At 74.3% G+C, this 26,597-nt stretch carries 25 protein-coding genes; 6 read left to right on the top strand and 19 right to left on the bottom strand.

Translation table 11 applies throughout. The annotated features are described in order from the left end of the window. Positions 1-99 precede the first annotated feature (99 nt). Complete coding sequence (glgX, locus tag ACWGSR_RS24745) at positions 100-2,223, top strand: glycogen debranching protein GlgX (protein ID WP_376231947.1); 2,124 nt, start codon at positions 100-102, stop codon at positions 2,221-2,223. Between the two features lie 141 nt (positions 2,224-2,364). Next, positions 2,365-4,737: a malto-oligosyltrehalose synthase gene (treY, locus tag ACWGSR_RS24740; protein WP_453569056.1), complete on the top strand. Its 2,373-nt coding sequence runs from the start codon at positions 2,365-2,367 to the stop codon at positions 4,735-4,737. Positions 4,738-4,805: 68 nt separating this feature from the next. Here treY and ACWGSR_RS24735 read toward each other — a convergent pair whose 3' ends face one another. The 3 genes from ACWGSR_RS24735 to ACWGSR_RS24725 form a co-directional block, all read right to left on the bottom strand. Then, entirely contained in the window at positions 4,806-5,312 is a 507-nt protein-coding gene (locus ACWGSR_RS24735; RefSeq protein WP_453569054.1) for a hypothetical protein, read from the bottom strand. Positions 5,313-5,396: 84 nt separating this feature from the next. Next, on the bottom strand, positions 5,397-6,566 hold the full coding sequence (locus tag ACWGSR_RS24730) for a cytochrome P450 (RefSeq protein WP_453569052.1): 1,170 nt from the start codon (positions 6,564-6,566) through the stop codon (positions 5,397-5,399). Between the two features lie 249 nt (positions 6,567-6,815). Further along, positions 6,816-7,364: an FHA domain-containing protein gene (locus ACWGSR_RS24725; protein WP_453569050.1), complete on the bottom strand. Its 549-nt coding sequence runs from the start codon at positions 7,362-7,364 to the stop codon at positions 6,816-6,818. Between the two features lie 291 nt (positions 7,365-7,655). Here ACWGSR_RS24725 and ACWGSR_RS24720 point away from each other — a divergent pair, with 291 nt between their 5' ends. After that, the gene (locus tag ACWGSR_RS24720; protein WP_453569145.1) at positions 7,656-8,603 is read left to right on the top strand and encodes a GNAT family N-acetyltransferase; all 948 of its coding nucleotides are present in this window, start codon (positions 7,656-7,658) and stop codon (positions 8,601-8,603) included. 81 nt (positions 8,604-8,684) lie between these two features. Continuing rightward, entirely contained in the window at positions 8,685-10,436 is a 1,752-nt protein-coding gene (gene treZ / locus ACWGSR_RS24715) for a malto-oligosyltrehalose trehalohydrolase (protein ID WP_453569143.1), read from the top strand. 16 nt (positions 10,437-10,452) lie between these two features. On the opposite strand, the gene ACWGSR_RS24710 is transcribed toward treZ, so the two are convergent. The 3 genes from ACWGSR_RS24710 to ACWGSR_RS24700 form a co-directional block, all read right to left on the bottom strand. Beyond that, positions 10,453-11,610 (bottom strand): aminopeptidase P family protein, encoded by a 1,158-nt coding sequence (locus ACWGSR_RS24710; RefSeq protein WP_453569048.1) that lies wholly within the window; start codon positions 11,608-11,610, stop codon positions 10,453-10,455. A 75-nt stretch (positions 11,611-11,685) separates the two neighbouring features. Then, the gene (locus ACWGSR_RS24705) at positions 11,686-12,645 is read right to left on the bottom strand and encodes a hypothetical protein (protein ID WP_376231956.1); all 960 of its coding nucleotides are present in this window, start codon (positions 12,643-12,645) and stop codon (positions 11,686-11,688) included. Between the two features lie 110 nt (positions 12,646-12,755). Continuing rightward, positions 12,756-13,292 (bottom strand): tetratricopeptide repeat protein, encoded by a 537-nt coding sequence (locus tag ACWGSR_RS24700; protein ID WP_376231957.1) that lies wholly within the window; start codon positions 13,290-13,292, stop codon positions 12,756-12,758. Between the two features lie 385 nt (positions 13,293-13,677). On the opposite strand from ACWGSR_RS24700, the gene ACWGSR_RS24695 reads away from it, so the two are divergent. Both ACWGSR_RS24695 and ACWGSR_RS24690 read left to right on the top strand, forming a co-directional pair. Further along, positions 13,678-13,929 carry a DUF6400 family protein gene (locus tag ACWGSR_RS24695; protein WP_376231958.1) on the top strand — a complete coding sequence of 84 codons (252 nt, stop codon included), beginning with the start codon at positions 13,678-13,680 and terminating at the stop codon, positions 13,927-13,929. After that, the gene (locus ACWGSR_RS24690) at positions 13,913-14,140 is read left to right on the top strand and encodes a hypothetical protein (protein ID WP_453569046.1); all 228 of its coding nucleotides are present in this window, start codon (positions 13,913-13,915) and stop codon (positions 14,138-14,140) included. Before ACWGSR_RS24695 ends, ACWGSR_RS24690 begins: the two co-directional genes overlap by 17 nt. A 3-nt stretch (positions 14,141-14,143) precedes the next feature. Here ACWGSR_RS24690 and hypE read toward each other — a convergent pair whose 3' ends face one another. The 13 genes from hypE to ACWGSR_RS24625 form a co-directional block, all read right to left on the bottom strand. Next, complete coding sequence (hypE, locus tag ACWGSR_RS24685) at positions 14,144-15,238, bottom strand: hydrogenase expression/formation protein HypE (protein ID WP_376231961.1); 1,095 nt, start codon at positions 15,236-15,238, stop codon at positions 14,144-14,146. Next, positions 15,231-16,502, bottom strand: coding sequence for a hydrogenase formation protein HypD (gene hypD, locus ACWGSR_RS24680; RefSeq protein WP_453569043.1), 1,272 nt, complete (start codon positions 16,500-16,502; stop codon positions 15,231-15,233). The genes hypE and hypD overlap by 8 nt, the downstream gene beginning before the upstream one ends. Further along, positions 16,499-16,849, bottom strand: coding sequence for a HypC/HybG/HupF family hydrogenase formation chaperone (locus ACWGSR_RS24675; protein ID WP_453569041.1), 351 nt, complete (start codon positions 16,847-16,849; stop codon positions 16,499-16,501). The genes hypD and ACWGSR_RS24675 overlap by 4 nt, the downstream gene beginning before the upstream one ends. A gap of 10 nt (positions 16,850-16,859) precedes the next feature. After that, positions 16,860-19,343, bottom strand: a complete 2,484-nt coding sequence (gene hypF, locus ACWGSR_RS24670; RefSeq protein ID WP_453569039.1) for a carbamoyltransferase HypF — start codon at positions 19,341-19,343, stop codon at positions 16,860-16,862. Continuing rightward, positions 19,340-20,035, bottom strand: a complete 696-nt coding sequence (hypB, locus tag ACWGSR_RS24665; RefSeq protein ID WP_376231966.1) for a hydrogenase nickel incorporation protein HypB — start codon at positions 20,033-20,035, stop codon at positions 19,340-19,342. Before hypB ends, hypF begins: the two co-directional genes overlap by 4 nt. After that, on the bottom strand, positions 20,023-20,418 hold the full coding sequence (gene hypA, locus ACWGSR_RS24660) for a hydrogenase maturation nickel metallochaperone HypA (protein ID WP_453569037.1): 396 nt from the start codon (positions 20,416-20,418) through the stop codon (positions 20,023-20,025). Before hypA ends, hypB begins: the two co-directional genes overlap by 13 nt. 144 nt (positions 20,419-20,562) lie before the next feature. Beyond that, positions 20,563-20,679 (bottom strand): DUF6893 family small protein, encoded by a 117-nt coding sequence (locus tag ACWGSR_RS24655; RefSeq protein ID WP_376231969.1) that lies wholly within the window; start codon positions 20,677-20,679, stop codon positions 20,563-20,565. Then, the gene (locus tag ACWGSR_RS24650; protein ID WP_453569035.1) at positions 20,676-21,305 is read right to left on the bottom strand and encodes a hydrogenase maturation protease; all 630 of its coding nucleotides are present in this window, start codon (positions 21,303-21,305) and stop codon (positions 20,676-20,678) included. Before ACWGSR_RS24650 ends, ACWGSR_RS24655 begins: the two co-directional genes overlap by 4 nt. Continuing rightward, positions 21,302-22,702: a hypothetical protein gene (locus ACWGSR_RS24645; RefSeq protein ID WP_453569033.1), complete on the bottom strand. Its 1,401-nt coding sequence runs from the start codon at positions 22,700-22,702 to the stop codon at positions 21,302-21,304. Before ACWGSR_RS24645 ends, ACWGSR_RS24650 begins: the two co-directional genes overlap by 4 nt. Further along, positions 22,699-23,337: a DUF6084 family protein gene (locus tag ACWGSR_RS24640; RefSeq protein ID WP_376231974.1), complete on the bottom strand. Its 639-nt coding sequence runs from the start codon at positions 23,335-23,337 to the stop codon at positions 22,699-22,701. Before ACWGSR_RS24640 ends, ACWGSR_RS24645 begins: the two co-directional genes overlap by 4 nt. Next, entirely contained in the window at positions 23,334-23,966 is a 633-nt protein-coding gene (locus ACWGSR_RS24635; protein ID WP_453569141.1) for a DUF5947 family protein, read from the bottom strand. The genes ACWGSR_RS24640 and ACWGSR_RS24635 overlap by 4 nt, the downstream gene beginning before the upstream one ends. A 137-nt stretch (positions 23,967-24,103) precedes the next feature. Then, positions 24,104-24,730 carry a hypothetical protein gene (locus tag ACWGSR_RS24630; RefSeq protein WP_453569031.1) on the bottom strand — a complete coding sequence of 209 codons (627 nt, stop codon included), beginning with the start codon at positions 24,728-24,730 and terminating at the stop codon, positions 24,104-24,106. Then, positions 24,727-26,511, bottom strand: coding sequence for a nickel-dependent hydrogenase large subunit (locus ACWGSR_RS24625; RefSeq protein ID WP_376231977.1), 1,785 nt, complete (start codon positions 26,509-26,511; stop codon positions 24,727-24,729). Before ACWGSR_RS24625 ends, ACWGSR_RS24630 begins: the two co-directional genes overlap by 4 nt. Positions 26,512-26,597 lie beyond the last annotated feature (86 nt).

Genomic DNA, 26,597 nt, shown 5'->3' with positions numbered 1-26,597 from the left:
CAGGACCGGGCGAAGTCCTGGGAACTCGCGCCTCTTTCGGGCAGGATCTGGCCGAAGACCATCCAGAAAAACCCGGACAGAAGAGGAATAGTCGTATCCATGCAGGTCTGGCCGGGACAGGCGTACCCCTTGGGCGCCACCTATGACGGTGCGGGAACCAACTTCGCGGTCTTCTCGGAGACCGCCCACAGGATCGAGCTGTGTCTGCTCCACGACGACGGCTCGGAGACGGCGGTGGAACTGCGCGAGTCCGACGCGTTCGTGCGGCACGCCTATCTGCCGGGCGTGATGCCCGGACAGCGGTACGGGTTCCGGGCGTACGGCCCGTACGCCCCGGAGCAGGGGCTGCGCTGCAACCCGGCGAAGCTGCTGCTCGACCCCTACGCGCGTGCGATGTCGGGGCAGGTCCAGTGGAGCGAGGCGGTGTACGGCTACCCGTTCGGGAAGCCGGACGCGCGCAACGACCTGGACTCGGGCCCGCACACGATGGCCTCGGTCGTGGTCAACCCGTACTTCGACTGGGGCGACGACCGGCGCCCGCGCACCGAGTACCACCACACGGTGATCTACGAGGCCCACGTGAAGGGCCTGACGATGCTGCACCCGGACCTCCCCGAGGAGCTGCGGGGCACGTACGCGGGCCTGGCGCACCCGTCGGTGATCGGGCACCTGAAGGAGCTGGGGGTGACGGCGCTCGAACTGATGCCCGTGCACCAGTTCGTGAACGACCACCGGCTCGCGGACGCGGGGCTCTCGAACTACTGGGGCTACAACACGATCGGCTTCTTCGCCCCGCACAACGCGTACGCGTCCTGGGGCGACCGGGGCCAGCAGGTCCTGGAGTTCAAGTCGGCGGTCCGGGCGCTGCACCAGGCGGGCATCGAGGTCATCCTCGACGTGGTCTACAACCACACCGCCGAGGGCAACCACCTGGGCCCGACGCTCTCCTTCAAGGGCCTGGACAACCCCTCGTACTACCGGCTCGTGGACGACGCGCCCGCGCACTACTTCGACACCACCGGCACGGGGAACTCGCTGCTCATGCGGTCCCCGCACGTGCTCCAGATGATCATGGACAGCCTGCGGTACTGGGTGACCGAGATGCACGTGGACGGCTTCCGCTTCGACCTGGCGGCCACCCTGGCCCGCCAGTTCCACGAGGTGGACCGGCTCTCGTCCTTCTTCGACCTGGTGCAGCAGGACCCGGTGGTGAGCCAGGTGAAGCTGATCGCCGAGCCGTGGGACGTGGGCGAGGGCGGCTACCAGGTGGGGAACTTCCCGCCGCTGTGGACCGAGTGGAACGGCAAGTACCGGGACTGCGTGCGGGACCTGTGGCGGGGCGAGCCGCGCACCCTCGCGGAGTTCGCCTCCCGGCTGACCGGCTCCTCCGACCTGTACCAGGACGACGGCCGGCGTCCGCTCGCCTCGGTCAACTTCGTGACCTGCCACGACGGCTTCACCCTGCGCGACCTCGTGTCGTACAACGAGAAGCACAACGAGGCGAACGGCGAGGAGAACCGGGACGGCGAGAGCCACAACCGCTCGTGGAACTGCGGCGCGGAGGGCGAGACCGAGGACGTCGGGATCGCGGAGCTGCGCGCCCGCCAGATGCGCAACTTCCTCGCCACCCTGATGCTGTCGCAGGGCGTGCCGATGCTCAGTCACGGCGACGAGTTCGGGCGCACGCAGGACGGCAACAACAACGCGTACTGCCAGGACAACGAGGTGTCCTGGGTCCAGTGGCCCAAGGAGAACAGCGAGGCGGAGGCGACCCTGCTCCGCTTCACCCGGGCGATGGTGCGGCTGCGCCGCGAGCACCCCGTCTTCCGGCGGCGCCGCTTCTTCCACGGGCGGCCGGTCGAGGGCACCCACGACGAGCTGACCGACATCGCCTGGTTCACGCCCGAGGGCGAGGAGATGACCTCCCGGGACTGGCAGGCGGCGCACGCCCAGGCGCTGACCGTCTTCCTCAACGGGAACGCGATCTCGGAGCCGGGCACGCAGGGCGAGCGGATCGCCGACGACTCCTTCCTGCTGATGTTCAACGCCTCGTCGAAGGAGCTGGAGTTCTCGGTGCCGGACAGCCACGGCCACTACTGGCGCATGGTCGTGGACACCTCCGACCCGCAGGGCATGCCGCCGCACGAGGGGCCGGAGCTGGCGGGCGGCGAGCGGGTGCGGCTCGCGCCGCTCAGCCTGACCGTGCTGCGCCGGCCGGCCTGATCGCCGCCTCCGGGCCACGGCCCCGCCGGGAGACCGGCGGGGCCGTTCGGCGTCATCCTTTCGAGGGAATCCGGCGCGGTGGGCACGGACGGACGCGGAGGCGATGACACAGAGGCCCTCCAGCGGGGTACGTACGTTCGCATGACCTCCTTTCCGGCCCCGTCCCCGCTCTCGCGCCTCACCGCCCTGCCGACCGCCACCTACCGGCTCCAGCTCCAGCCGGACTTCCCGTTCGCGGCCGCCGAGCGCGCCGTGCCGCACCTGGCCGGTCTCGGGGTCTCCCACCTCCACCTCTCCCCCGTCCTGGAGGCGGTGCCCGGCTCGGCCCACGGCTACGACGTCACCGACCACCGGTCCGTACGGGCCGAGCTGGGCGGCGAGGAGGGGCTGCGGGCCCTGGCAGCGACCGCGCGGGCGCACGGGCTCGGCCTGGTCGTGGACCTGGTGCCCAACCACATGGCGGCCTCCCCGGTCCACAACCACGCGCTGCGCGCCGTCCTCCGCGACGGCCCCGACTCGCCGTACGCCCACTGGTTCGACGTGGACTGGCGGGCCGGGGACGGCCGACTGCTGCTCCCGGTGCTGCCCGCCCGGCTCCCGGAGGTACGGGACCGGTTCCGGGTCTCCGGCGGGGTGCTGCGCCTGGACGGCCAGGAGTTCCCGCTGCGCCCCGGCACGGAGGGGCTGCCGCTGGACGAGCTGCTCGACGCCCAGTGGTACCGGCTCGCCTGGTGGCGCCTCGCCCGCACCGAGCTGAACTACCGGCGCTTCTTCACCGTCTCCGACCTCATCGGGGTGCGGGTGGAGGAGCCCGGGGTGTTCGGGGCCACCCACGCGAAGATCCTGGAGCTGGTCGCGGACGGGGTGGTCGAGGGGCTGCGCATCGACCACCCGGACGGCCTCGCGGACCCGCAGGGCTATCTGGAGGACCTGGCGAAGGCGACCGGCGGACGCTGCTGGACGGTGGTGGAGAAGATCCTCACCGGTGCGGAGGAGCTGCCGGACGCCTGGCCGGTGGCGGGCACCACGGGGTACGACGCGCTGCGGCGGCTCGACGGGGTGTTCACCGACCCCGTGGGCGCCGACACGCTCGCCGAGCTGTACCGGGGGTTCGTCGGCAAGGCCGCCGACCGGGGCGGCCGCTGGGAGGCGACCGAGCGGCGCGCCGCGTACGAGGTGGCCGGGCACGACCTGGCCGCCGAGACGGCCGCGCTCACCCGGATCGCGGAGCGGATCTGCGCCGCCGACCCCGCCCTGCGGGACCACGCGCCCTGGGCGCTGCGCACCGCGATCAGGGAGCTCCTGGTCCGGGTGCCGGTCTACCGGACCTACCGGACCGGCGGCGAGGAGGTGATCACCCCGGAGGCGGCGCGCGGCGCGAAGGCCGCGTTCGCGGTGGAGGAGGAGGCGACGGCGGTCGACCTCGTGCGGGACCTGGCCCTCGGGCTGCGGGGCGACGGGCCCGAGCACCGGTCGTTCCGGGCCCGGTTCGCGCAGACCTCCTCGGCGCTGCGGGCCAAGTCCGTGGAGGACACGGCCTTCTACCGGTACACGCCGCTGCTCTCGGCGAACGAGGTGGGCGGCGACGCGGGGCGCCCGGCGGTGCCGGTGGAGGAGTTCCACGCGTACTGCCTGCGGATCGCGCGGGACTGGCCGGCCACGGGCACGGTCCTGTCCACCCACGACACCAAGCGGAGCGCGGACGTGCGGGCCGCGATCGCGGTCCTCGCCCAGTGCCCGGAGGTGTGGGCGGAGCTGCTCGGGGAGGTGGCGGGGGTGCCCGCGCCCGACCAGCACCTGGCGTGGACGGCGTGGCAGACGGCCTTCGGCCTCGGCACGCCGGACGCGGACCGGCTGGTGCCCGCGCTCCTGAAGTCCGTGCGGGAGGCCGGGCTCAGGACGAGCTGGACCGAGCCGGACGAGGGGTACGAGCGGGCGGTGGCCGAGTTCGCGGCGGCCGGGCCCGGCCGGATCCCGCTCCGGGCGGCCTCGGAGGCGGCCTTCGCCCTGGAGCCGCACATCCGGGCGCACGCGCTGGGCGCGCTGCTCGCGCAGCTCACGATGCCGGGGGTGCCGGAGCTGTACCAGAACACGGAGCGGGAGTACCGGGCGCTCGTCGACCCGGACAACCGGGCGCCGTTCGCGGCCGGTCCGGACGACGACCGGACGGCCCTGGTCCGGGCGGCGCTGCGGCTGCGGCGCGAGCGTCCGGGGGCCTTCGGCCCCGGCGGCGCGTACGCGCCGCTGACGGCCGAGGGGCCGGCCGCCGACCACTGCCTGGCCTTCGCCCGCGCGGGCGAGGTGGTGACCGCGGTGACCCGGCTCCCGCTGCGGCTCGCGGAGGCGGGCGGCTGGCAGGACACGGAGCTGGTGCTGCCGGAGGGCCGCTGGGCCGACGCCCTGGGCGGGGTGCGGGAGTTCACCGGCGGCCCGGCGACGGAGCTGAAGCTGGCGGAGCTCTTCGAGGAGCGGCCGGTGGCGCTGCTCGCCCGGATCCCGGACGAGGCGGGATGACGGACGGGGCCGGATGACGGACGGGGGAGGGACGCGGTCCGCGTCCCTCCCCCGTCCTCCTGCGCGGGTCAGGAGCGGTTGGCCCGCGTGACCTCGCACTTGGTGTACTCGGAGCCGTCGCCGGTGCCGGGGTACTCGGTGGTCATGTCGACGCTCTCGGAGGCGCCCGCCGTGACCGCGATGTCGGTCGTGGTCGCGGTCGCCGAGACCGCGGAAGTGCCCTTGAACTGCAGCGTGACGTCGTAGTCGTAGTCGAGCACGCCGTCGTTCTTGATGGTGATGCGCGCGGTAAGGTTCTTGGTCGCCGCGTCGTAGGCGCACTTGTCGATGGTGATGTCGCGCAGGACCTTGTTCGCGCTGCTGGAACCGCCGGACACGGAACCGCCGGAGGTGCCGTTGTTGTCGTCGTTGTCGTGGTGGGAGCCGCTGCCGCCGCTGGAGCTGCTGGAGCTGCTGGAGCTGGAGCCGGAGCTGCTGTGGTTGTCGCAGCCGCCACCGCCCGAACCGCGGGCACCGGTCAGCGCGACGAGCGCGACACCGAAGACGGCGAGTGCGCGGACATGACGCATCTTCATGTTTCGAACCCCGTTGAAAGTGGTAATGAATACGGCTCGGTTGACGAGCGCACGTCACCCTAGCAGCGGCGGTGGGGTCACGCCTCAGCCTCCCGGACGGACGATCAGGGTGCGCGGGGCGCGGGTGATGAGCCCCGCGGGGGTGGGCCGGAAGCCGTCGGCGAGGCGCAGCCGGGGCATCTCCGCGAAGAGGGCCCGCAGGGCGTACTCGGCCTCGATGCCGGCCAGGAGGACGGCCGGGCAGAAGCCGGGGCCGTAGGTGAGCTGGCCCGGGTCGTCGCGGAGCGGGTCGAAGCGGTCGGGCTCCCGGAAGCGCTCCGGGTCCCGGCCGGCCGAGCCGACGAGCAGGGCGACGGACGCGCCCGCCGGAACGGTGCCGCCGCTCACCGGGACCTCGGCGGCGGTGCGGCGCACCGCGATCTGCACGGGCGGGTCGCGGCGCAGCGACTCGGTCCAGGCGCGGGCCACGAGCGCGGCGGGCGCGTCGCGGAGGGCGGCGACCTGGTCGGGGTCGGAGAGGACGTTGCCGAGGAAGGAGGCGAGCGCCTTCTCCCGTACGGCGATCTGGGTGCCGCACTCCCCCGCGAGGGCTCCGGCCGCCCGGCCCCGTACGAGTCGCATCATGTCCCGGTAGGGGACGCCGACGGCGGCGGCGACGATTCCGGCGGGCAGCCAGTGGCAGAAGTCGGCGACCAGGTCGGCCTGCGGGCGCTCCGCGATCCGGCGGGCCAGGACGTACGCGGTGCGTTCGGTGACGGCCCGCAGCGCGGCCGTGTCGACGTCGACGTGGGCGCGGACGCACGGCGGGTCGCCGGGCCGGTGCCCGTGGGTGAAGCGGCCGTCGGTGAGGGCCGTGGCCACGTCCGCGTACCGGCTGAGGACCCAGGCGCGCAGCAGCGGGTCGTAGGTCAGCGGGAACTCCTCGCGGAGCCTGCGGTGGATGCCGTGCGGGTCCTGCGAGGCGCCCGGGTCGAGGGGGCTCGGCGCCACGGTCCGCCCGCCGGTGCGGCCGGTGCCGGCGGCCGGGGCGGGCGCGGTGCGCACGCGGCCGGGGAGGGGCGCGGCGCTCCGGCCGTTCCGTACGGACGGGGTGCGGTGCGGGCCCGGCTCCACGGGGGTGGCGGCCGAGGGAGTGGCGGGGTGCATGAGCGGCAGTCGGGTCCAGGCCCCGCCGGACTCCTCCGGCCGGTCGTCGCGGACGCCCCGGTCTTCCGGCCGGTCGTCGCCTATGCCTCGGGTCGGTTCGGCGGTCATCACGCCCCCTGCGGTCGGCGGTGGGTGCCGCGGCCGGAGAACGTGGCCCGCGTCCGCTCCAGCCCACCATCCGGGGCTCCGCACCGCCCACCATGTACCGCCGAACGGGTGAACCTTCCAGGGCCGCCCGGCCGGGGACGGAAGAGGGGCGCCCGGCCGTGGGAGCACGGGCGGGCTCGGCCGTGGGAGCGCCGGGGAGGGTGCTCGGTCGGGGGGCGCGGGGCCCTCGGCCGTAGGGTCGCGGGGCGCTCAGCCGTGGGAGAGGCGGAACGACATCTGGCCGAAGCCGACCACGTCCCCGGGCCGCACCACCACCGCGCCGGTCACCCGGCGCCCGTTGACGGTGGTGCCGTTCGTCGAGCCGAGGTCGCGCAGCACCCACAACCCGCCCTGGAGCGAGAGCTCGGCGTGCAGGCGGGAGGCGGTCTCGTGGCTGAGCCGCAGTCCGTTGACCGGGTCGCGGCCTATCCGCAGCGGATACGGGCCGGGGTGCGGAAGGAGCAGCTTCGGCAGCCGCTCCGCGTGCCAGGCGCGCCCGAGCTTCGCCGTGAACGCGGACATCCGCTCCACCACGCCCACCGCGCGCCGGGTCCAGGTCCCCTCGGTCCTCAGGTCGGCGACGAGCAGGTCGAGTTCGTCCGGCCGGCGGGCCTGGAGCGCGCGCTCCATCCGGAAGACGAAGGTGTCGTGCGAGAGGCGGCCCTGGGCGGCGCCCTCACGGAGCAGCACCAGCGCGCGGTCCCGCTCGGCGTCGGTCAGCCGAGGGGAGTTCGCCGGAAGCTCGAAAGGGGTCGTCACACCCGAGATTGTCGGCCCGACGGGCCCGAAGTGTCCAGAAGGGCCCCGGGAAGGCCCCCGCCGGGGCCGCACCGGGACCACGGCCGACCCCGGTGACCCGCAGCGCGGCCGACCCCGCCGACCCCGCTGACCCCGCTGCCCCCGCTGACCCCGCTTACCCCGGGGCCCCGTCGACCCCGCCGCCCCCGGCGCCCCCGCCGACCCGCGGAAAACTCCGTACCCCCTTCTCCAAGATCACTGCTACGGTCGCCCGGCCTCGTCACCGAACTCCCCAGGGGAACACCACACGTGATCGTGATACGCCCGCTCGCAGGACCGCAGGAGCTGGACCTCTTCCTCCGTCTCACCTACTCGCTCGACCACGAGCTCGCCGACGACCTCGCCACCGGCCGCCGCCTCCCGGAGTGGATGTGGGTGGCCCTGGACGGCGACCGGCTCCTCGGCCGGATCGCCTGGTGGACGCACGTGGCGGGCGCCGGACCGCAGGCGCTCGACTTCTTCGACCTGGCCCCGGAGCTGTCCGAGGAGGAGCGCGCCGACGTCGGTCTGCGGCTCCTGGAGACGGCGACGGCGGCGGTCGTCCCGGCGGGCGCGCGGCGCCCCGAGTACGGACGGTTCCTCCCCGCCGACTGGCGCGAGGACCCGGAGGTCCGGTCGCACCTGGAGTCGGTCCTCGCCGTCCTGGAGCGCTCGGGCGCCCGCCCCCTCGTGGAGCGGCTGCGCCTGGAGTGGCGGCCCGGCACCCCCGTGCCGGAGCCGACGGGGCGTCTGGAGTTCCGTCCGGTGCGGGACCGCGAGGACCTGGTCTCCCTGATGGCCCCGGTGCTCGACGGCACCCTCGACGCGCACGGGCGGGCCGACCTGGCGTCCGGGCTCTCGGCGCGGGAGGCGGCGGAGCGGCACTACGACGAGGAGTTCGCGCACTACTCCTCGCCCCGGGAGTGGTGGCGGGTGGCGGTGCTGCCGGGGACCGGCGAGCCGGTCGGCTTCGTCGTCCCAGCCCGGAACAACTACCACCACACGATCGCGTACATCGGTGTGCTGCCCGCCCACCGGGGGCACGGATACATCGACGACGTCCTTGCGGAGGGGACCCGGATCCTGGCCGGTGTCGGCGTGCCCCGGATCCGGGCGGCCACGGACCTGGGGAACGCGCCGATGGCGGCCGCGTTCGCCCGTACGGGCTACGACACGTTCGAGCGCGCGATCAACCACGTGTGGGACGCGCCGGGCACGTAGGGGTCCCGACTGCCAGGATGGTCGCGGTGGCCGGCCGTGCCCACCGCACGGCCGGCCGGTTCCGACGACGAGGGGATTCCCGTGCTCTTCGAGGTGTGGGCGCCGAACGCCCGTGACCGGGTGACGCTGGAGCTGAACGGCAGCGGCCATCCTTTGGAGAGGGACGCCGAGCGGGACGGCTGGTGGACGGGCGTGGCGCCCGCCGGGGACGGCGACCGGTACGGCTTCGCCGTGGACGACGGCCCCGTGCTGCCCGACCCGCGCTCCCGCCGGCTGCCCGACGGTCCCGACGGCCGGAGCGCGGTCGTCGACCACTCCGCCCACGCCTGGCGCAACGAGTCCCCGAAGCTGCGGCTGCGCGGCGCCGTCCTGTACGAGCTGCACGTCGGCACCTTCACGCCCGAGGGCACGCTCGACGCGGCGGCCGGGCGCCTCGGGGAGCTGGCGGGCCTCGGCATCACCCATGTGGAGCTGATGCCGCTGTGCCCGTTCCCCGGGACGTGGGGCTGGGGGTACGACGGGGTGGCGCCGTGGGCGGTGCACGAGCCGTACGGCGGTCCCGAGGCGCTGAAGCGGTTCGTGGACACGGCCCACGGGCTCGGCATGGGCGTGGTCCTCGACGTGGTCCACAACCACCTGGGCCCCTCCGGCAACTACCTGCCCGCCTTCGGACCGTACTTCACGGACGCCCACCACACCCCGTGGGGCTCGGCGGTGAACCTGGACGCGGCCGGTTCGGACGAGGTGCGGGCGTACTTCCTGGGGAGCGCGCTCGCCTGGCTGCGGGACTACCGGATCGACGGGCTGCGGCTCGACGCGGTGCACGCGCTCGCGGACACCCGGGCGCTGACGTTCCTGGAGGAGCTGTCGGCGGCCGTGGACGAGCTGGCGCGGGAGCAGGGCCGCCAGCACTTCCTGATCGCGGAGTCCGACATGGGCGACCCGCGCACGACGACCCCGCGCGCGCTGGGCGGGGTCGGGCTCCACGCCCAGTGGAACGACGACTTCCACCACGCCCTGCACACCGCCCTGACCGGCGAGTCCCAGGGCTACTACGCCGACTTCGCGCGGGCCCCGATGGCGGCGCTGGCCAAGACGCTCACGCACGTCTTCTTCCACGACGGCACGTACTCCAGCTTCCGGGGCCGTCACCACGGGCGGCCGGTGGACCGGGAGCGGACCCCCGCCCACCGCTTCCTCGGGTACGCGCAGACCCACGACCAGATCGGCAACCGGGCCCTCGGGGACCGCCTGTCGGCCTCGGTCTCCCCCGGTCTGCTCGCCTGCGCGGCGGCCCTGGTCCTGACCGGGCCGTCGGTGCCGATGCTGTTCATGGGCGAGGAGTGGGGGGCGACGACGCCCTGGCAGTACTTCACCGACCACACCGATCCGGAGCTCGCGGAGGCCGTGCGGCGGGGCAGGCGGCGGGAGTTCGCGGAGCACGGCTGGGACGAGGACGAGGTGCCCGACCCGCAGGACCGGGCCACCCGGGACCGCTCGGTCCTGGACCGGACCGAGCGCGAGGAGGACCCGCACAAGCGGCTGCTCGCCTGGCACCGGGAGCTGATCGCGCTGCGCCGCACCCTGCCGGACCTGACGGACCCGGACCTGGGGGGCGTGAAGGTCGCCTATGACGAGGAGGACCGCTGGCTGGTCTTCCGGCGCGGGGACCTGCGGGTGGCGGTGAACCTGGGCAAGGAGCCGGCGGTGATCCCACTCGGCTCCAACGGCCGGGACCGGGTCCTGGCGTCCTGGGAGCCGGTCGACCCGCCGGCGGAGGACGGGGTCCTGCGGGTGCCGGCGGAGTCGGCGGTGGTCCTGGCGGACGGCTGACCCCACGCCGCCCCGGTCACTCCACGATCGCCATCTCGTGCGGGGTGTTGTTGAAGCGGCGCGCCCCGCCGTCCTCCGTGGCCGTGACGATGTCCTCGATGCGGACGCCGAAGCGGCCCGGCAGGTAGACCCCGGGCTCGATGGAGAAGCACATGCCGGGCACGACCGGCAGCTCCTCGCCCTCGATCATGTACGGGGGCTCGTGGGTGGTGACGCCGATGCCGTGGCCGGTGCGGTGGATGAAGTACTCGCCGTAGCCGGCGTCCGTGATGACCTTGCGGGCCGCCCGGTCGACGTCCTGGCAGGCCACCCCGGGCCGCACGGCCTCGAAACCGGCCTGCTGGGCCTCCCGCACGAGGTCGTGGACGCGCCGCTCCTCGTCGGTGGGCGCGCCGACGTGGACGGTGCGGGTGGTGTCGGAGCCGTAGCCGTCCTTGAGGCCGCCGAAGTCGAGGACGACCATGTCGCCGCGCTCGATGGTCCGGTCACCGGCCTCGTGGTGCGGGTCGGCGCCGTTGGGCCCGGAGCCGACGACGGTGAAGTCGACCTGGGAGTGCCCGAAGCGCAGCAGCAGCGCGGCGAGGTCGGCGGCGACGTCGGTCTCCTTGCGGCCCTCGAAGCGGACTCCGAGGATCTCACCGTACGCCCGGTCGGCGGCGGCCCCGGCGGCCGCGATCCGGGCCAGTTCGTGGGCGTCCTTGACGCCCCGGAGCATCGGCAGGGCCTCGGTGAGGGAGACGTACGAGGTGCCGGGCAGGGCCTGCTGGAGGCCGAGGAGGTGCATGGCCCAGGCGTTGTCGCTGATGCCGAAGCGTCCGCCGCCGTCGAGGAGGGGCGCGGTGACGGCGTACGGGTCCTTGCCGTCGGTCCAGTCGCGCAGGGTGAGCGCGGCGGCCCCGGCGGACCGCTCGGCGTCGGGGGCCTCCAGGGCGGGGACGACGAGGACCGGCTCCCGTCCGGCCGCCAGGACGAGGACGGTGAGGCGCTCGGTGATCGCGGTGGGCCGGTAGCCGGTGAGGTGGACCAGGTCGGGTCCGGGGGCGACGAGCAGGCCCGCGAGCCCGGCGTCGGCGGCGGACTCGGCGGCGCGGGCCATCCGGGCCCGGTAGTCGTCGGCGGTGAAGGGCACGGGCTCCTCGGAGGAGGCGGGGGCGCCGTCGGGGGTGCTCGACATGAGGGGGCTCCTTCTCGGACCGCTGCGTCCCGGACGTACAGCATCCTGCCCGGCGGGGGGCCGCGCCGCGACCGGTCAGCGGCGGTCGGGACCCTGGGCGATGAGCCGTTCCAGGAGCTCCTGGAAGTCGTCGCCGACGACGATCCGCAGGTCGCCGCGCTCCTCGTCGTGCTCGCTGAGCTGGGTGAGGGTGCCGTCGCGCCACCAGAAGACGTACGGGCTGATGGCGCCCGGGGTGTCCTCGTAGCCAGTGGCGGCGAAGGAGGCCATCGCGCCGAGGGCCGGGATGATGGAGGTGTCCCGGATGGGGTGGAAGGCGAGCTGGTGCCGGAAGGGCAGGGCGACCAGGGCGCCGTGCTCGCCGAGCGGGAGGCCGGTGACGCGCCGGACGACCCCGTCGAGGTCGAGGACGCGGCTCGCGGTGTAGAAGGAGTCCCCGAGGACGACCTCGAAGGACATGCCGTCTGCGTCGCGGACGGTCTCGTGGCCCTCGACGGGGAGGCCGCGCAGGTTGCGCAGGGCCCGGTCGCGGAGCTGCGCGTGGTTCCCGAGCCGGGCGAGGGCGTCGTCGGTGAGCATCATGACGCTCTCGGGCAGGTCGAGCGCGAGGATCTCGTACAGGCCGGGGGCGACGGTCCTGGCGTAGCCGAAGGAGCCGGCGTCGATGCCGTCGCCGCTGACGACCCGGGGGTAGAGCTGGGAGCGGATCTGCTCGGGCGGCAGGGTGTCGAGCGCGGAGGGGCCGTCCATGGCACGGACGACCAGCTCGACGTGGCGGCGGATCAGTCCGGGCCAGACGCGGGGGCCGCGCCGGTCCTGGTGGCAGACGGCGGCGAGGTTGGTGAGCCCGAAGCGGCGTCTCCGGTCGTCGATGACGTGGTCCGCGTAGACGGTCACCTCCAGGCCGAGTTCGGCGAAGGTCTCCCGGACCCGGCCGCGGAAGAGCGCGGCCTCGTTCCGGGAGAAGTACGCGAACTCGGGATCCCTCGGCGCGTCGTCGCCGTCCCGCCTGGGTCCCCGCCGAAGCCAGCCCACGCCCGCCCGCCTTCCGTCGCCGTTGGGCCCAGGGTAGCGAGTGCGGGTGTCGGCCCTCTTACGGACGGGTCAACTCGGCCTCCACCCGGGCCGGTTCGCCGCACCGTCGCTCAGGAGCCGTCGGGGGCGGTGAGGAGCGCGCGGGCGTAGTGGGCGAGCGAACGGTTGTAGCGGGGCAGCAGGGGCGCGAGGGCGCCCAGGGCGAGGGAGGCGGCCTCGCGGTCGCGGCCGGTGTCGGCCAGGGCGAGGGCGAGGAAGGCGTCGACGGCTCCGGCGAGGGCCCGCTCGTCGGCGTCGAGCCGCTCGGCGGGGAGGGCCTGCTCGGCGGTGAGGAGTTCGACGGCTCGGTCGGGCCGGCCGAGGTTGCGCAGGCTGCTGGCGAGCTGGATCACGGCGCGGCGGCGGCGCAGCCCGGTGAGTCCGAGGTCGAGGGCGCGCCGGTAGTACGCGACGGCCTCCTCGGGCAGGCCGGTGGAGTCGTGTGCGGCGCCCTGCTCGAAGAGGGCGGCGGCGTCCCCGTCCGGCCGCTCGGCGGCGAGCCCGGCAACGCGGGCACGGAAGTCGGCGGGCTCGTGCTCGTCGACGCGCTCCCAGAGCGCGGCGATCCGGCGCTCCCAGTCGTGGTCCTGGTCATGGAGGGCTGTCATGCGGTCACCCTATCCACCGGCGCCCGTCCGCCCGTGGGTGTTTCCGGCGGCCGGCCCGGGGATCCTCGGCGGGGAGGCGCTCGCGGGGCGGTCCCGGCGGGGAAGACGCTCGCGGAACGGGCCCGGCGGCCGGGAGGGCTCCGCCTCCACCTCATGAGGTCGGTCACAGGCGCCGGCCCGACGGTGATCCACTCCTGGCACCCCTGGAGGTTCCAGACGGGCCATATGTCCCATGGCGGGCGATATTCCTGGCCCGAATGCACCTTTTGCCTGATCATGGCGGGCCTTTCCGGCCGGAGCGCCCCGGATGCACCGCCCCTTCCGCGCCGGGTGGCCGCTCTGATAGACGTGGCGGAAACCGTTCGTTTTGGCTGAAAGCACCCCCATGAACCACGGCTCCGATCCCGACCACCTCGTCTTCACGATCGACCTCACCGCCGAGGAGGTCAGGCGGCGGGCCGAGGTCGTGGCGGCGCTCGGGCCCGCGTGGGACCCGGTCGCGGTCCTGCGCGAGGAGGAGGCAGCGCACGCGCTGCTCTACTCGGGCCTGGACGCCGAGCAGCGGCGGATCCACACGATGCTGGTGGAGGCGGGCGTGCTGCCCGGTCAGGAGCCGGGCCGTGCGACTTCCCCTTGACCCCCACGCCGACCGGTCCCGCCGGGCCTGGGTCGCCTGCCCCGGGTGCGACGACGCGCGCGGCTGCACGGTCTGCGAGCAGCGCCGCAACTGTCCGGAGCACTGGCGCTACCTGATCGCCAACAAGGGCCCCCGGGTGCACCTGCAGTGCCCGAGCTGCACCCACACCTGGACCCTCGACACCTCCCGCGGTCGCCGCGCCCGAGGCTGACGCTCAGCAGATCCGCGGCAGCTGCTCACCGAGCGGCATGTCCACCACCCGCGTGCCGCCGAGGCCGGTACGGGCCACGACCATGCCCGGGTGCGCCTCGACGGTCTCCCCGATCACGGCCGCGCCGGCGCCGAGCGGGTGCGCGCGCATGGCGGCCAGGACGGCGTCGGCCCGCTCGCGGGGGACGAAGGCGACCAGCTTGCCCTCGTTCGCCACGTACATCGGGTCGAGGCCGAGCACCGCACAGGCGTTGGCCACCGCCTCGGGGACCGGGACCGCCCGTTCCTGGAGGACGACACCGGTGCCGGAGGCGGCCGCGATCTCGTTGAGGGAGGTGGCCAGGCCCCCGCGCGTGGGATCGCGCAGCACGTGCAGATCCGGGGTCACCGCGAGCATCGCCTCGACGAGACCGCCGAGCGGCGCGCAGTCGCTCTCGATCTCGACGCCGAACTCGAGGCCCTCGCGCACGCTCATGATCGCGACGCCGTGGAGTCCGACGGGCCCGCTGACGATCACGACGTCACCGGGGACGACCCGCTGCGGGCGCAGGTCGACGCCGTCCGGGATCAGGCCGATCCCGGAGGTGTTGACGTAGACGCCGTCCCCGTGGCCGGCCTCCACGACCTTGGTGTCGCCGGTGACCACCTGGACGCCCGCCGTCCGGGCCGCCGCGCCGAGGGCGTCCGCCACCCGGGCGACGACGGCGGTCTCCACGCCCTCCTCCAGGATGAAGCCGCAGGAGAGGTAGGCCGCCCTGGCCCCGCTCATGGCGAGGTCGTTGACCGTTCCGTTGACGGCGAGGTCGCCGATGCTGCCGCCGGGGAAGAACAGCGGGCGCACCACGAAGGAGTCGGTGGAGAAGGCCAGTCGGGCGCCGCCGAGTTCGAGCGCCGCCGCGTCCGTCGTGTCCGAGAGCGCCGGTCCGCCGAAGGCGGGGGCGAAGACCTGCTCGACCAGTTCGGCGGAGAGCGCGCCGCCCCCGCCGTGACCCATCACGATCCGGGGCTGGTCCCGCAGCGGCGCCGGGCAGGTCCAGGCGAGCATGTCCGGGGCCCGTTCCGGAGTGGTGGTACCGACGGTACCGGTGGTGTCAGGCAACGGGACTTCCCTCCAGGGACGGGGTGTTCGGGGAGGCCGGGACCGGGGAGGCCGGGACCGGGGAGGCCGGGACCGGGGAGGCCGGAGCCGGGGAGGCCGGAGCCGGGGAGGCCGGGGACGCCGGAGCCGGGGGCATCGGAGCCGGGGAGTCCGGCGTACGGCGTCCCGGGGTGCCGAGGTCGAGCCGGCGGTAGAGGTAGTAGGCGGCGCAGGCCCCCTCGCTGGAGACCATCGTGGCGCCCAACGGGGAGCGGGGGGTGCAGAGGGTGCCGAAGGCCTCGCACTCGTGCGGCTTGAGCAGGCCCTGCAGGACCTCGCCGCTGCGGCATTCTGCCGGTTCGCGCGTGTCGATCCCCTCGACGGAGAACCGGACCTCGGCGTCGTGGTCGCGGTACCGCTCCGAGAGCCGCCAGCCGCTGTCCGGGATGACGCCGATGCCGCGCCACGCCCGGTCGGTGACCTCGAAGACGTCGTCCAGCATCGCCCGGGCCGCCGGGTTCCCCTCGTCCGCCACGGCACGCCGGTAGGCGTTCTCGACGGTGTGCTCACCGCGTTCGAGCTGGAGCACGGCCCGCCGTACCCCTTCGAGGATGTCCAGGGGCTCGAACCCGGTGACCACGATCGGCACCCGGTGGCGCGCCGCGAGTTCGGGGTACTCCCCGGTGCCCATCACGCTGCACACGTGACCCGCGGCGAGGAAGCCCTGGACGCGGCAGTCCGGCGACCGCATGATCGCCTCGATCGCCGGGGGCACCCGCACGTGGGAGACCAGCAGGCTGAAGTTGCGGACGCCCAGTCTGCGCGCCTGGTGGACCGTCATGGCGTTGGGCGGGGCGGTGGTCTCGAAGCCGATGCCGAAGAACACCACTTCGCGGTCCGGGTTCTGCCGGGCGATCCGCAGGGCGTCGAGCGGCGAGTAGACCACCCGGACGTCGCCGCCCCGCCCGCGCACCTGGAAGAGGTCACGGCCGGTGCCGGGGACCCTCAGCATGTCCCCGAAGGAACAGAAGATCACTCCGGGGCGGGAGGCGATCTCCAGGGCCTTGTCGATCACCTCCAACGGCGTCACGCACACCGGACAGCCGGGACCGTGGATCAACTCGATCTCCTCCGGGAGGAGTTGGTCGAGTCCGTGCCGGATGATGCTGTGCGTCTGCCCGCCGCAGACCTCCATCAGCGCCCAGGGCCGGGTGACCGTCGCACGGATCTCGTCGAGCAGCCGCCGGGCCAGCTCGGGGTCCTGGAACTCGTCGATGTACTTCACCGGTGCGCCTCTCCGGCGACGCCGTCGTGCGCCGACCCCTCGTTCTCCGCCGCGCCGTCCGCCGCCGTCTCGTCCCACATCGGTTCGGGCCCCGACTCCCACGGGTCGCCGAACTCCTCCTGGAGCATGCCGAGCGTCTCGAACAGTTCGAGGGTCCGCCTGGCCGACTCCTCGTCCAGGCGCTGCAGGGCGAACCCGACGTGGACGATGGCGTACTCGCCGACCTTCAGGTCCGGCAGGTACTCCAGGCAGACCTCCTTGACCACGCCGCCGAAGTCGACGGTGGCCATCCGGGTGCCGTCCCGGTCCTCCACGTCGAGCACCCTCCCGGGTACCGCCAGACACATGTGCCTCTCCTCACTGTCGCTGTCGTGGTCCCGCGCCGGGGACCGCCCCCGAGGTGACGCGGGCGGCCACGACGAGCTGGCCGAGGGCCAGCCCTCCGTCGTTCGGCGGGACCAGCCGGTGGCGCAGGACGGTGAAGCCGTCCCCCGTCAGCACGCGGGCGCAGGCCGAGGAGAGCAGGGTGTTGGCGAACACTCCCCCGGTCAGCGCGACCGTCTCCACGCCGAGTTCGTCGCGCGCGGCGGCGCAGACCGCGTGCACCAGGTGCGCCGCGGCACGGTGGAACCGGGCCGCGACGACGGCCGCGGGAACGCCGTTCCGTACGTCGTCGGCGACCGCGGCGAGCAGCGGCGCGGGGTCGGCGGTGCGCGGGCCACCGGTGCGCGGCGCGCGCAGCGGGAAGGCGTAGCGCCCGTCGTCCGGCGCCTCCGGGGCGCGGAGCGCCGCGGCCTCCAGCTCGATCGCGGCCTGCGCCTCGTACCCGGCGTGGTGACGGACCCCCGCGAGGGAGGCGACGGCGTCGAAGAGACGGCCCATGCTGGACGTGGGAACGCAGTTCAGTCCGCTCGCCAACTGCTTGCGCAGCACGCGCAGTTCGCCGGGCGGGCAGGCGCGCACGCACGGAAGGTCCGGGTCCGCCGGAAGGCCGGCGGCGTGCAGGTGGGCCAGGGCCATGCGGTACGGCCGCCGTACGGCCGCGTCGCCACCGGGCAGGGGTACGTAGGCCAGGTGCGCGAACCGTGAGAACCCGGCGTAGTCCGCGAGGAGGAACTCGCCGCCCCACACGGCGCCGTCCGAGCCGTGGCCCGTGCCGTCGAAGGCGACCCCGAGGACGGGACTGCTCCCGTCGAGACCGTTCTCGGCCATGGCGGCGGCGATGTGCGCGTGGTGGTGCTGCACGGGGACGACCGGGCGCCCCGCCGCGTGCCGGACGGCCCAGGCCGTGGACCGGTAGCCGGGGTGACGGTCCGCCGCGAGCAGGCCGGGCCGTACGCCCGTGACGGACTCCAGCTGCCGCTCGGCGGAGGTGAGGGCCAGTTGCGTCGCGAGGTCGTCCATGTCGCCGATGTGGGCGGACAGCCAGGCCTTGCGGCCCTCGCCGAGACAGAAGGCGTTCTTCAGGTCCCCGCCGACCGCGAGGGCGGGGGCGACCTCGACGGGCAGGGTGAGGGGCAGGGGGGCGTGGCCCCGGGAGCGGCGCAGCACGAGCGGTTCGCCGTCGCAGATCCGGACGACGGAGTCGTCGCAGGGCACGTGGATCGGGCGGTCGTGCAGCAGCCAGGCGTCCGCCAGGCCCGCGAGCCGGGTCAGGGCGTCCGCGTCGTCGGTGACGATGGGCTCGCCCGAGAGGTTGCCGCTGGTCATGACCAGGAGCCGGAGCGCGTGCGGGTCGGCGGCGCCGAGCCCGAGCAGCAGGTGGTGCACCGGGGTGTACGGGAGCATGACGCCGAGGTCCGGGCTGCCGGGGGCCACCTCCGGTGCCGGGGCGGCCCCGGGGCGCGGCCTGGCGTCCTCGCGGCGCCGCAGGAGGACGACCGGCCGGACGCGGCCGGTGAGGAGCGCGCGCTCCTCGGGGCCGAGGCGGACCAGGGGTTCGACGTCGGCGGGGTCCGCCGCCATCAGCGCGAACGGCTTGTCGCCGCGCGCCTTGCGGCGGCGCAGTTCGGCGACCGCCGCGGGGTTCGTGGCGTCGCAGGCCAGGTGGTACCCGCCGAGGCCCTTGACCGCGAGGATCGCGCCGGCGGCGAGGAGCCGGCGGGCGGCGGCCACGGGGTCGGTGCCCGTGACCCCCGTAGCCGCGCCCGCGTCCGTACCCGCGCCCGCGTCCGCGTCCGCGCCGGGCAGGTGCGGTCCGCCCGGTGCGGTGACCAGGCGCAGCCGGGGGCCGCACGCCGGGCAGGCGACGGGCTGGGCGTGGAACCGCCGGTCGGTGGGGTCCTCGTACTCCCGGGCGCAGTCCGGGCACATCGGGAAGCCGGCCATGGTGGTGTGGTCGCGGTCGTAGGGCAGGCCGGTGACGATGGTGAAGCGGGGGCCGCAGTGGGTGCAGGTGACGAAGGGGTGCAGGTGCCGCCGGTCGGCGGGGTCGGCGAGTTCCGCGAGGCAGTCGTCGCAGGTCGCCGTGTCGGGCGGGACGAGGGTGCGGGCGCCGCCGCCCCGGCGGGAGGGCACGATGGCGAAGCCGCTGCCGCCGCTCGCGGCCACCTCGGCCGCCTCGACGGACTCCACCCGGGCCAGGGGCGGCGCCTCGGAGGCGACCCGGACGCAGAAGGCCGCCACGTCGGCGGGGGCGCCCTCGACCTCGGCCACGACGCCGTCCGCCGTGTTGGTGACGTGGCCGGAGAGCCGCAGCGCGGTGGCGAGGGCGTGGACGTGGGGCCGGAAGCCCACGCCCTGCACCACGCCCCTGACGAGCACGCGGCTGCGCGCGGGGGCGGGGGCGGGGGCGGTGGCCGTCGCGGTGGCGGGGGCGTGACCGGGTGGCTCCGCGGTCACGCGCCGGCCCGGGCCATCACCGGGGTGTGGACCGGGTCGCCCCCGGTCGCGGCCAGGGCGCGGTCGAGGAGCACACCGGCTCCCCGGCCGTCGCGCACCGACGTGAGGACGACCTCGACGCCGGGGTTGACCTGCTGCACGTTCCGGCGGAAGGCCGCCTCGTCGAACCGCGCCGCCTCGGCCATGTCGGTCTTGGTGACGATCACCAGCTGGGCGAGGCCGAAGGCGGTGGGGTACTTCAGGGGCTTGTCCTCGCCCTCGGTGACCGAGGCGAGGACGACCCGGAGGGTTTCGCCGAGGTCGTAGCCGGCGGGGCAGACGAGGTTGCCGACGTTCTCCACGAACAGCAGCCGGGTGTGCTCGGACAGCCAGTCGTGCAGGTGCCGGGCGACCATGTCGGCCTCCAGGTGGCACAGGCCGTCGGTGTGCACCTGCTTGACGGGGACGCCCGCCCGGGCCAGGCGTTCGGCGTCGTTCTCGGTGGCGAGGTCGGCGGTGAGCGCGGCGGCGCTGACGCCCCGCTCGACGGCCAGCCGCAGCTCGTGCTCCAGGAGGGCGGTCTTGCCGCTGCCGGGGCTGGAGAGCAGGTTGACGACCGTGGTGCCGCGGGCGGTCAGTTCGGCGCGCAGGATCTCCGCCGCGGCGTCGTTCCTGGCCAGGACCGCCCGCTGGAGGTCGACTACTCGGCACATGTTCGGTTCTCCTCGGTGAGGGGGACGGGGTCCGGTCCTTCGGCCCAGCGGACCTCCCGGATCCGCAGCTCGCGTCCGGAGACGAGTTCGACGGCGGCCCCGCCGCAGCCGGGGCAGAGCAGCCGGGGCGGCATGCCGACGTCCCAGACCTCGGCGCAGGACTCGCAGCGGGCCGTGCCCGGGACGGTGCGGGTGATCAGTTCGGCGCCCTCGACGACGGTTCCGGCGCAGACGAGCTCGAAGCAGAAGGCGAGGGAGTCGGCGACGACGCCCGCCAGCTCGCCCACGTCGAGGCGGACGCTGGTGACGCCGGTGGCCCCCCGGGACCGCGCGGCCGTCTCGACCTGGTCGACGACGGCCATGGCGACGGACATCTCGTGCACGGCTCTCCGTCCTGGGCCGGGGTGTGTTCCGGCCGTCATTACAGGACGGGCGGGCGGTGGGCCGCCGCCCGGCGCGCCGTGACCGGGCGGCGGTGTCGTCCGTTCGGTGCAGCCGGGCGGCGCGGGGTCGCGTCCGGCCGGTGGTCACATCCGGCTGATGCGGAGGTAGCGCCGGACGTCGGGGAGGACGCCCCTGAGGACGGCCACGACGGTCAGGGCGGCGGTGACGGCGGCGACGACGCCGAGGGCGTTCTTCTTCATGGTGCTCTCCGTGTGGTGCTTCGTACGGTGGCTTCTTCCGCGACGGTCTCCCGCGCGACGGCTTCTCGCGCGACGGTCTCCCGCGCGGCGGCTTCTTCGACCGCTGCTTCTTCCGTGGCGGCTTCTTCGCGGACCAGGTCGGTCACCATGCGGACGGCCCCGGGGACCGCGGCGGCGACCCGTGGACTGAGTCCGATGCCCTCGTCCAGACAGTCCGGTTCGCAGCCGACGAGCAGGATCCGGCGCGGCGGCGCGGCGCCCGTGCCCGCGCACAGGGTGTCGAGCAGGGCGAGGACGGCGTCGGGCGTCATCCGGTGGCCGTCGAGCGGCGGGGCCTGCGGGGCGGTGTCGCGTCCGGCGGGCTCCGAGGCGTCGATCAGGTACAGCGTCCCCGGTTCGCCGCCGCGCGCGGTGACGTCGACGAGGACGAGGGTGTCCCAGCCGTCGAGGAGCTGGTAGGCGAGGTGGACCCCGCGGATCCCGACGTCGGCGACCTCGACGGAGGGGGGCAGGTCCTCCCGGGGGAGCGCGCGCACGGTCTCGACGCCGAAGCCGTCGTCCCCGAGGAAGATGTTGCCGACCCCGGCCACGAGGGTCCGGGGGGCGCCGGGTACGAGGGGGATCACCCTTCCTCCAGGACGTCGACCTCGTCGGGCTGGAAGTAGAGGAACCGGCCCTGTTCGCGGCGGATGTCGGCGCCCGGGTCGTCCTCGACGGTGACGGCGATGTGCACGCCGCCGTCGACGTCGTGCAGCACCGCTTCGACCAGCGCGCTGCGGCCGTCGAGGAACAGGTCCTGGGCGTCGGTGCGGCGCAGCCGCGGGCGCAGGAGCACCCTGCCTCCGGCGCGCACCGGCCGCCCGTCGACGAGGACGTGGTCCCGGGCCGGGTCGACGGTCGGGTCGCCGGCCGGGTCCCACCACGGGGTGTCCGGCGAGAGGAGGTCGGCGGTCGGGGACCTCCCCTCCCCGGTGACCTCCCGCAGGCCCCGGACCGCCCCGTGCAGGCGCTCCAGGACCTCCGGCGGCATGGTGTCGGCCAGCTCGATCACGGCGGCGGCGCGTGCGTCGGTCCCCCTGGCCTCGCGCTTCTCCTCGTCGGTGAGGGCCAGGGTGCGCAGGGTGAGGATCTCGTCGATCTCGGTGGCGTCGTAGAGGGCCCCCGGGCTCTCGGGGGCGATGGCGGGGTGGTCGTCGAGGATGATCGGCGAGGAGAGCACCAGGTCGGCGCTGCCGGGTTCGCCGGCCAGGACGGGCCAGGTGCGCAGGTTCTCGCAGGCGGCGACGGCGCCCCGGGCCCACTCCGGCGGGTCGGTCATCGACAGGAACGACCCGGTGTCGAGGCGGAGCAGGGTGTGGGCCGCGACCAGGGAGTACGGCAGCGCGGCGTGCCGGTCGGCTCCCGGAGGGGCCTGCCAGTCGCCGGTGTTCTCCACCGTGACGGTCAGGCGTTCGACCCGGTACGGGCCGTCGAGCGGGGTCGTCGAGACCCGGAGGGTGCCGCTCAGCTCCTCCCGGCGCCGCACGAGGCGTCCGACGACCCGCCCGTCGGCCCCCGTGACCGGTTCGGTCTCCTCGGCGGCGGGCCGGGTGAAGGGCAGGACGGCTCCGTCCCCGTCGAGGTCCGTGACGGGCAGGACGAGGGTGACGGTCTCCTCGACGCCCTCGTCCCACGTCGCCAGGACCTTGTCCGCCAGGCGCAGTTCACCGACCGGTGCGAAGGTGCCGTCCGGTGCGCGCTCCTCGACGGTCCGCCGCTGGACGTGCAGGAAGCGCAGTTCCAGGGCGAGTTCGGCGCCGGGCCTGGGCTCCATCAGGCATTCGGTGCGCTGGAGGCGGTGTTCCCCGGAGGCGTCGCCCCAGGACGGCGGCACGAGGACCCCGAACTGCCAGCGGAACCGGTTCTTGGCGGCCGACGCCCGGTACGGGTAGAGCACGTACCCCTCGAAGAGGACGGTGTCGGCGACCTCCCGGGCGACGGCGAGCCTGGCCTCGGTGCCGGGCGTGAAGACTGCGGTGGTCATCGTGTCCTCTCCCCCGCCTCCGCGAGCAGGGTCTCGACGGTGGCCTGCCAGGACGGGAGGGCCCGGCGCGAGCGGTAGGCGAGCAGGGCGTCCATGGCGTCGGAGGGGAGCCGGATCCAGCCGCAGCCCGGGAAGTGCTGGTCGATCATCTCGTGCCAGACCTTGACGGGCATCCGGTGGACGACCTCCTTGTCCCAGGGCACGGGCTCGACGTGGAAGCCGCCGGCCCCCGTGAAGGCGGTGCCGGAGAACAGCAGGAGGAGCGGCACCTCGCCGCCGGCCAGCGACCGGAGGTAGCGGGACGCGGCGATGTCGGTGTCGTAGGTGCAGGGCACGACGAGGTCGGTCTCGATCGCGTCGGTGAAGCCGGGGACCATGGTGGAGACCTGGGCGAACTGCACCGGGTTGAGGGTGGTGCCCCACCGGGAGCGTTCCCCGAACAGGTCGCCCAGGGCCTCGGCCTCGGCGTCGTCGTAGCCGCGCCGGGCGGGTTCGATCCGCATCTGGCAGCGCAGCGCCAGGGCGTGCACCCGGGTGCCCGGGGTCGCGGTGATCCGCAGCCGGAAGACGAGCGTCGGCCCCGCCGCGTAGGCGTCGGCGCGGACGTCGGTGCAGGCGAAGGAGAACTCCGTCACGACCGGCCTCCCGGGGCCTCGCCCGCGTGGGCTTCCGGAACCTCGCGCGCCCGCTCCCGTACGTGGGCGAAGAGGGCGTCGAGGTCGGCGCGCGCCTCGGCGCCCCCGTCGAAGCCCTGCCAGTGCAGCCGCATGCGGCCCACCAGTTCGTAACAGAGGTCGACCGGTACGAGGAAGCACTCGGTGCGGCCCTCGTGGCGGCGCAGCAGCAGGGCCTCCACGTCGGGTTCGAGCAGGGGCGCGAGCCGCGTGGCGTCGAGCACGGTCCGCCAGGCGGGCTCCTCCAGTTCGCTCTCGGTGGCGCCGGCGGGGCTCGGGTAGAACGCGACGGCCCGGTCGAGGGCGGAGTTGTGGAAGAGGTACGCGACCGAGACGGGGATCCGCAGCGACTCCCACGTCCGGTCGTCGACGCGGTGGTCCGGGTCGCTCAGGAAGCGGCCGGGCACCGTCCGGAAGCGGCCGCGCGTGCCGCCGCCGTGGTCCATGAGCTGGGCGCACGGGTCGCAGGCGCAGGCCAGGGCCCGCCGGTCGGTGTCGGCCAGGTGCCGGTGGCGCTCTCCGGTGAGCCGTGCCCCGCACAGTTCGCACCGCTCCTCCCGGGGCGGCCTCGGGGTGGTGAACCGGCGCAGCCCGGTGGGCCGCGGGGCGCTCCCCGGGAGGGCGGTGGGCCGCGGGGCGCTCCCCGGGAGGGCGGTGGGCGGCGGGGCGCTTCCCGGGAGGCCGGTGGCCCGCGGGGCGGCGCCCGCCGCGCGGGCCGGGAGCCCGGTCACCGGGCATCGGCGGGGCTGGGGCGGCCCGCGCCGGTGTGCGGCGGGCCGGAGCCGATCTGGAGCAGCGCGGGCTCGCGCGCCCCGGCAGGTTCCACCTCGACGTGCGTCACCTCGGGGGCGAAGCACGCGAGGGCGTCGGCCGCCGCCTGCCGGACGGACTCGCGCGTACCGCCGCAGCCGCAGCCGGACGAGCCGGTGGTCCGCAGCCGCAGCACCCCGCCGTCCGGGTCGAAGCCGGCCTGCTCGACGGGCTGCGGCAGACCGGCCAGGGCGCGTTCGATCCGGGTGGGCAGGTCTTCCGGGTGGAGTCCGTGCAGGTTGAGCAGGCTCGCGACGAGGTCGTCCGCGAGCAGCGCGCCCCACGGGTCGGCGGGCGGCCGGGCGCCGGGGCGCCCGAGGAGGTCGACGAGGCGGGCGAGGCCGCTGCCGTAGAACTCCATGAGGACGCGTACGACGTCCTCGGCCGCATCGCGGGCGTCGGCGTCGCCCTTCTCCGCGAGCCGGTCGAGCACCTCCTCGACCCGCCGGCCGGCCTGCTCGGCGCTGACGGCGCTCGTCCGGGCGGCCCGCTCGGCGCCGACGGCGCTCGTCCGGGCGGCCCGCTCGGTGTCGGCGGCGCTCATCCGCCCAGGCCGCTCAGGCCGGTGGGCACGTGCATCGACTTCACGGTCCGCCCGTTGCCCGTGTACATGTGGACGCCGCACGGCAGGCAGGGGTCGAAGCTGCGCACGGCGCGCATGATGTCGATGCCCTTGAAGTTCTCGGGCGTGTTCTCCTCGAAGATCGGGGTGTTCTGCACGGCGTCCTCGTAGGGGCCGGGGGTGCCGAACGTGTCCCGGGTGGAGGCGTTCCACGGCGTGGGCGGGTACGGGTGGTAGTTGGCGATCTTGCCGTCCCGGATGACCATGTGGTGCGAGAGGACGCCCCGGACGGCCTCGGTGAAACCGACGCCGATGGACTCGTCCGGCACCTCGAACTTCTCCCAGGTCTGGGTGCGTCCGGCGCGGACCTCCTCCAGGCCCTTCTCGGCGCAGTGCAGGGCGACGGCCGCCGCGTACGCCTGGAAGTAGGTGCGGGCGCGGTTGCGCTCCAGGGCGTTGCTCCACTGCGGGATCTTCCACTCGAAGGTGGTCTCCGGCTTGGTCAGGGTGCGGGGCAGGTTGATGACGACGCTGTGTCCCGTGGCCTTGACGTAGCCGATGTCGACGAGGCCGGAGAGGGCGGTGGACCACAGGCGGGCGAGGGGGCCGCCGCCGGTGTCGAGGGCGAGGTGGTCCGTGCCGTCGAACCACCGGGGGGACATCACCCAGCTGTACTTGTCGTCGAAGTTCCGCTTCTGCGGGGCGGGGATGGTGTGCTGGTTCCACGGGTGGCGCGGGTCGACCGGGTTGCCGAGCGGGTCGTGGGTGACGAACTGCTCCTGTCCCTGCCAGTCCTCGTAGTACGAGCTGCCGAGCAGGATGCGGATGCCGAGGTTGATCTCGGTGAGGTCGTTGGTGACGAGCTTGCCGTCGACGACGACGCCGGGGGTGACGAACATCCGCCGGCCCCAGTCGGACATGTTGGCGTAGGTGAAGTCGCAGTGCTCGGGGTCGTTGAGGGCGCCCCAGCAGCCGAGCAGGACGCGGCGGCGGCCGACCTCCTCGTAGCCCGGCAGCGCCTCGTAGAAGAAGTCGAAGAGGTCGTCGTGGAGCGGGACGACGCGCTTCATGAACTCCACGTAGCGCATGAGGCGGCTCATGTAGTCGGTGAAGAGCTGCACGGACGCGATCGTGCCGACGCCGCCGGGGTAGAGCGTGGAGGGGTGGACGTGGCGCCCCTCCATCAGGCAGAACATCTCCCGGGTGTAGCGGCTGACCTGCAGCGCCTCGCGGTAGAAATCGCCTTCGAGGGGGTTGAGGGACCGCATGATGTCGGCGATCGTGCGGTAGCCGTGCTCGGCGGCGTGCGGGGCCTCGGTGCGCTCGGCGAGTTCGAGGACGCCGGGGTTGGTCTCGCGGACCATCTTCTCGCAGTAGTCGACGCCGACCAGGTTCTCCTGGAAGATGTTGTGGTCGAACATGTACTCGGCGGACTCGCCGAGGTTGATGATCCACTCGCCCAGGTGCGGGGGCTTCACGCCGTACGCCATGTTCTGCGCGTACACGGAACAGGTGGCGTGGTTGTCGCCGCAGATGCCGCAGATGCGGCTGGTGATGAAGTGCGCGTCGCGCGGGTCCTTGCCGCGCATGAAGACGCTGTAGCCGCGGAAGACCGAGGACGTGCTGTAGCACTCGGCGACGCGCTTCTGCTTGAAATCGATCTTGGTGTGGATGCCGAGACTGCCCACGATCCGGGTGATGGGGTCCCAGGCCATCTCCACGAGACCGCTGCCGTCACCCGTCGTCTTCGCCGGAGATGCCATGGTCGGTACGGTGCCCTTCGTCGGTTGCCTGTCGGGGGTGCTTCGTCTTCACGAGCGGTGGGTGGGGAAGGGGCCCCGGTGAACGG

It is taken from the genome of Streptomyces sp. NPDC055632 (assembly GCF_053618675.1).
Note: the sequence above shows the minus strand (reverse complement) of the source record. Positions and strands in the feature narration are given on the sequence as shown.

What these genes read in the sequence shown, in the direction of transcription:
- glgX (WP_376231947.1), top strand. Translation starts at nt 100, where the DNA reads ATGCAGGTCTGGCCGGGACAGGCGTACCCCTTGGGCGCCACCTATGAC.
- treY (WP_453569056.1), top strand. Translation starts at nt 2,365, where the DNA reads ATGACCTCCTTTCCGGCCCCGTCCCCGCTCTCGCGCCTCACCGCCCTG.
- ACWGSR_RS24735 (WP_453569054.1), bottom strand. Translation starts at nt 5,312, where the DNA reads ATGAAGATGCGTCATGTCCGCGCACTCGCCGTCTTCGGTGTCGCGCTC.
- ACWGSR_RS24730 (WP_453569052.1), bottom strand. Translation starts at nt 6,566, where the DNA reads ATGACCGCCGAACCGACCCGAGGCATAGGCGACGACCGGCCGGAAGAC.
- ACWGSR_RS24710 (WP_453569048.1), bottom strand. Translation starts at nt 11,610, where the DNA reads ATGTCGAGCACCCCCGACGGCGCCCCCGCCTCCTCCGAGGAGCCCGTG.
- ACWGSR_RS24700 (WP_376231957.1), bottom strand. Translation starts at nt 13,292, where the DNA reads ATGACAGCCCTCCATGACCAGGACCACGACTGGGAGCGCCGGATCGCC.
- ACWGSR_RS24695 (WP_376231958.1), top strand. Translation starts at nt 13,678, where the DNA reads ATGAACCACGGCTCCGATCCCGACCACCTCGTCTTCACGATCGACCTC.
- ACWGSR_RS24675 (WP_453569041.1), bottom strand. Translation starts at nt 16,849, where the DNA reads ATGTGTCTGGCGGTACCCGGGAGGGTGCTCGACGTGGAGGACCGGGAC.
- hypB (WP_376231966.1), bottom strand. Translation starts at nt 20,035, where the DNA reads ATGTGCCGAGTAGTCGACCTCCAGCGGGCGGTCCTGGCCAGGAACGAC.
- ACWGSR_RS24655 (WP_376231969.1), bottom strand. Translation starts at nt 20,679, where the DNA reads ATGAAGAAGAACGCCCTCGGCGTCGTCGCCGCCGTCACCGCCGCCCTG.
- ACWGSR_RS24645 (WP_453569033.1), bottom strand. Translation starts at nt 22,702, where the DNA reads ATGACCACCGCAGTCTTCACGCCCGGCACCGAGGCCAGGCTCGCCGTC.
- ACWGSR_RS24630 (WP_453569031.1), bottom strand. Translation starts at nt 24,730, where the DNA reads ATGAGCGCCGCCGACACCGAGCGGGCCGCCCGGACGAGCGCCGTCGGC.
- ACWGSR_RS24625 (WP_376231977.1), bottom strand. Translation starts at nt 26,511, where the DNA reads ATGGCATCTCCGGCGAAGACGACGGGTGACGGCAGCGGTCTCGTGGAG.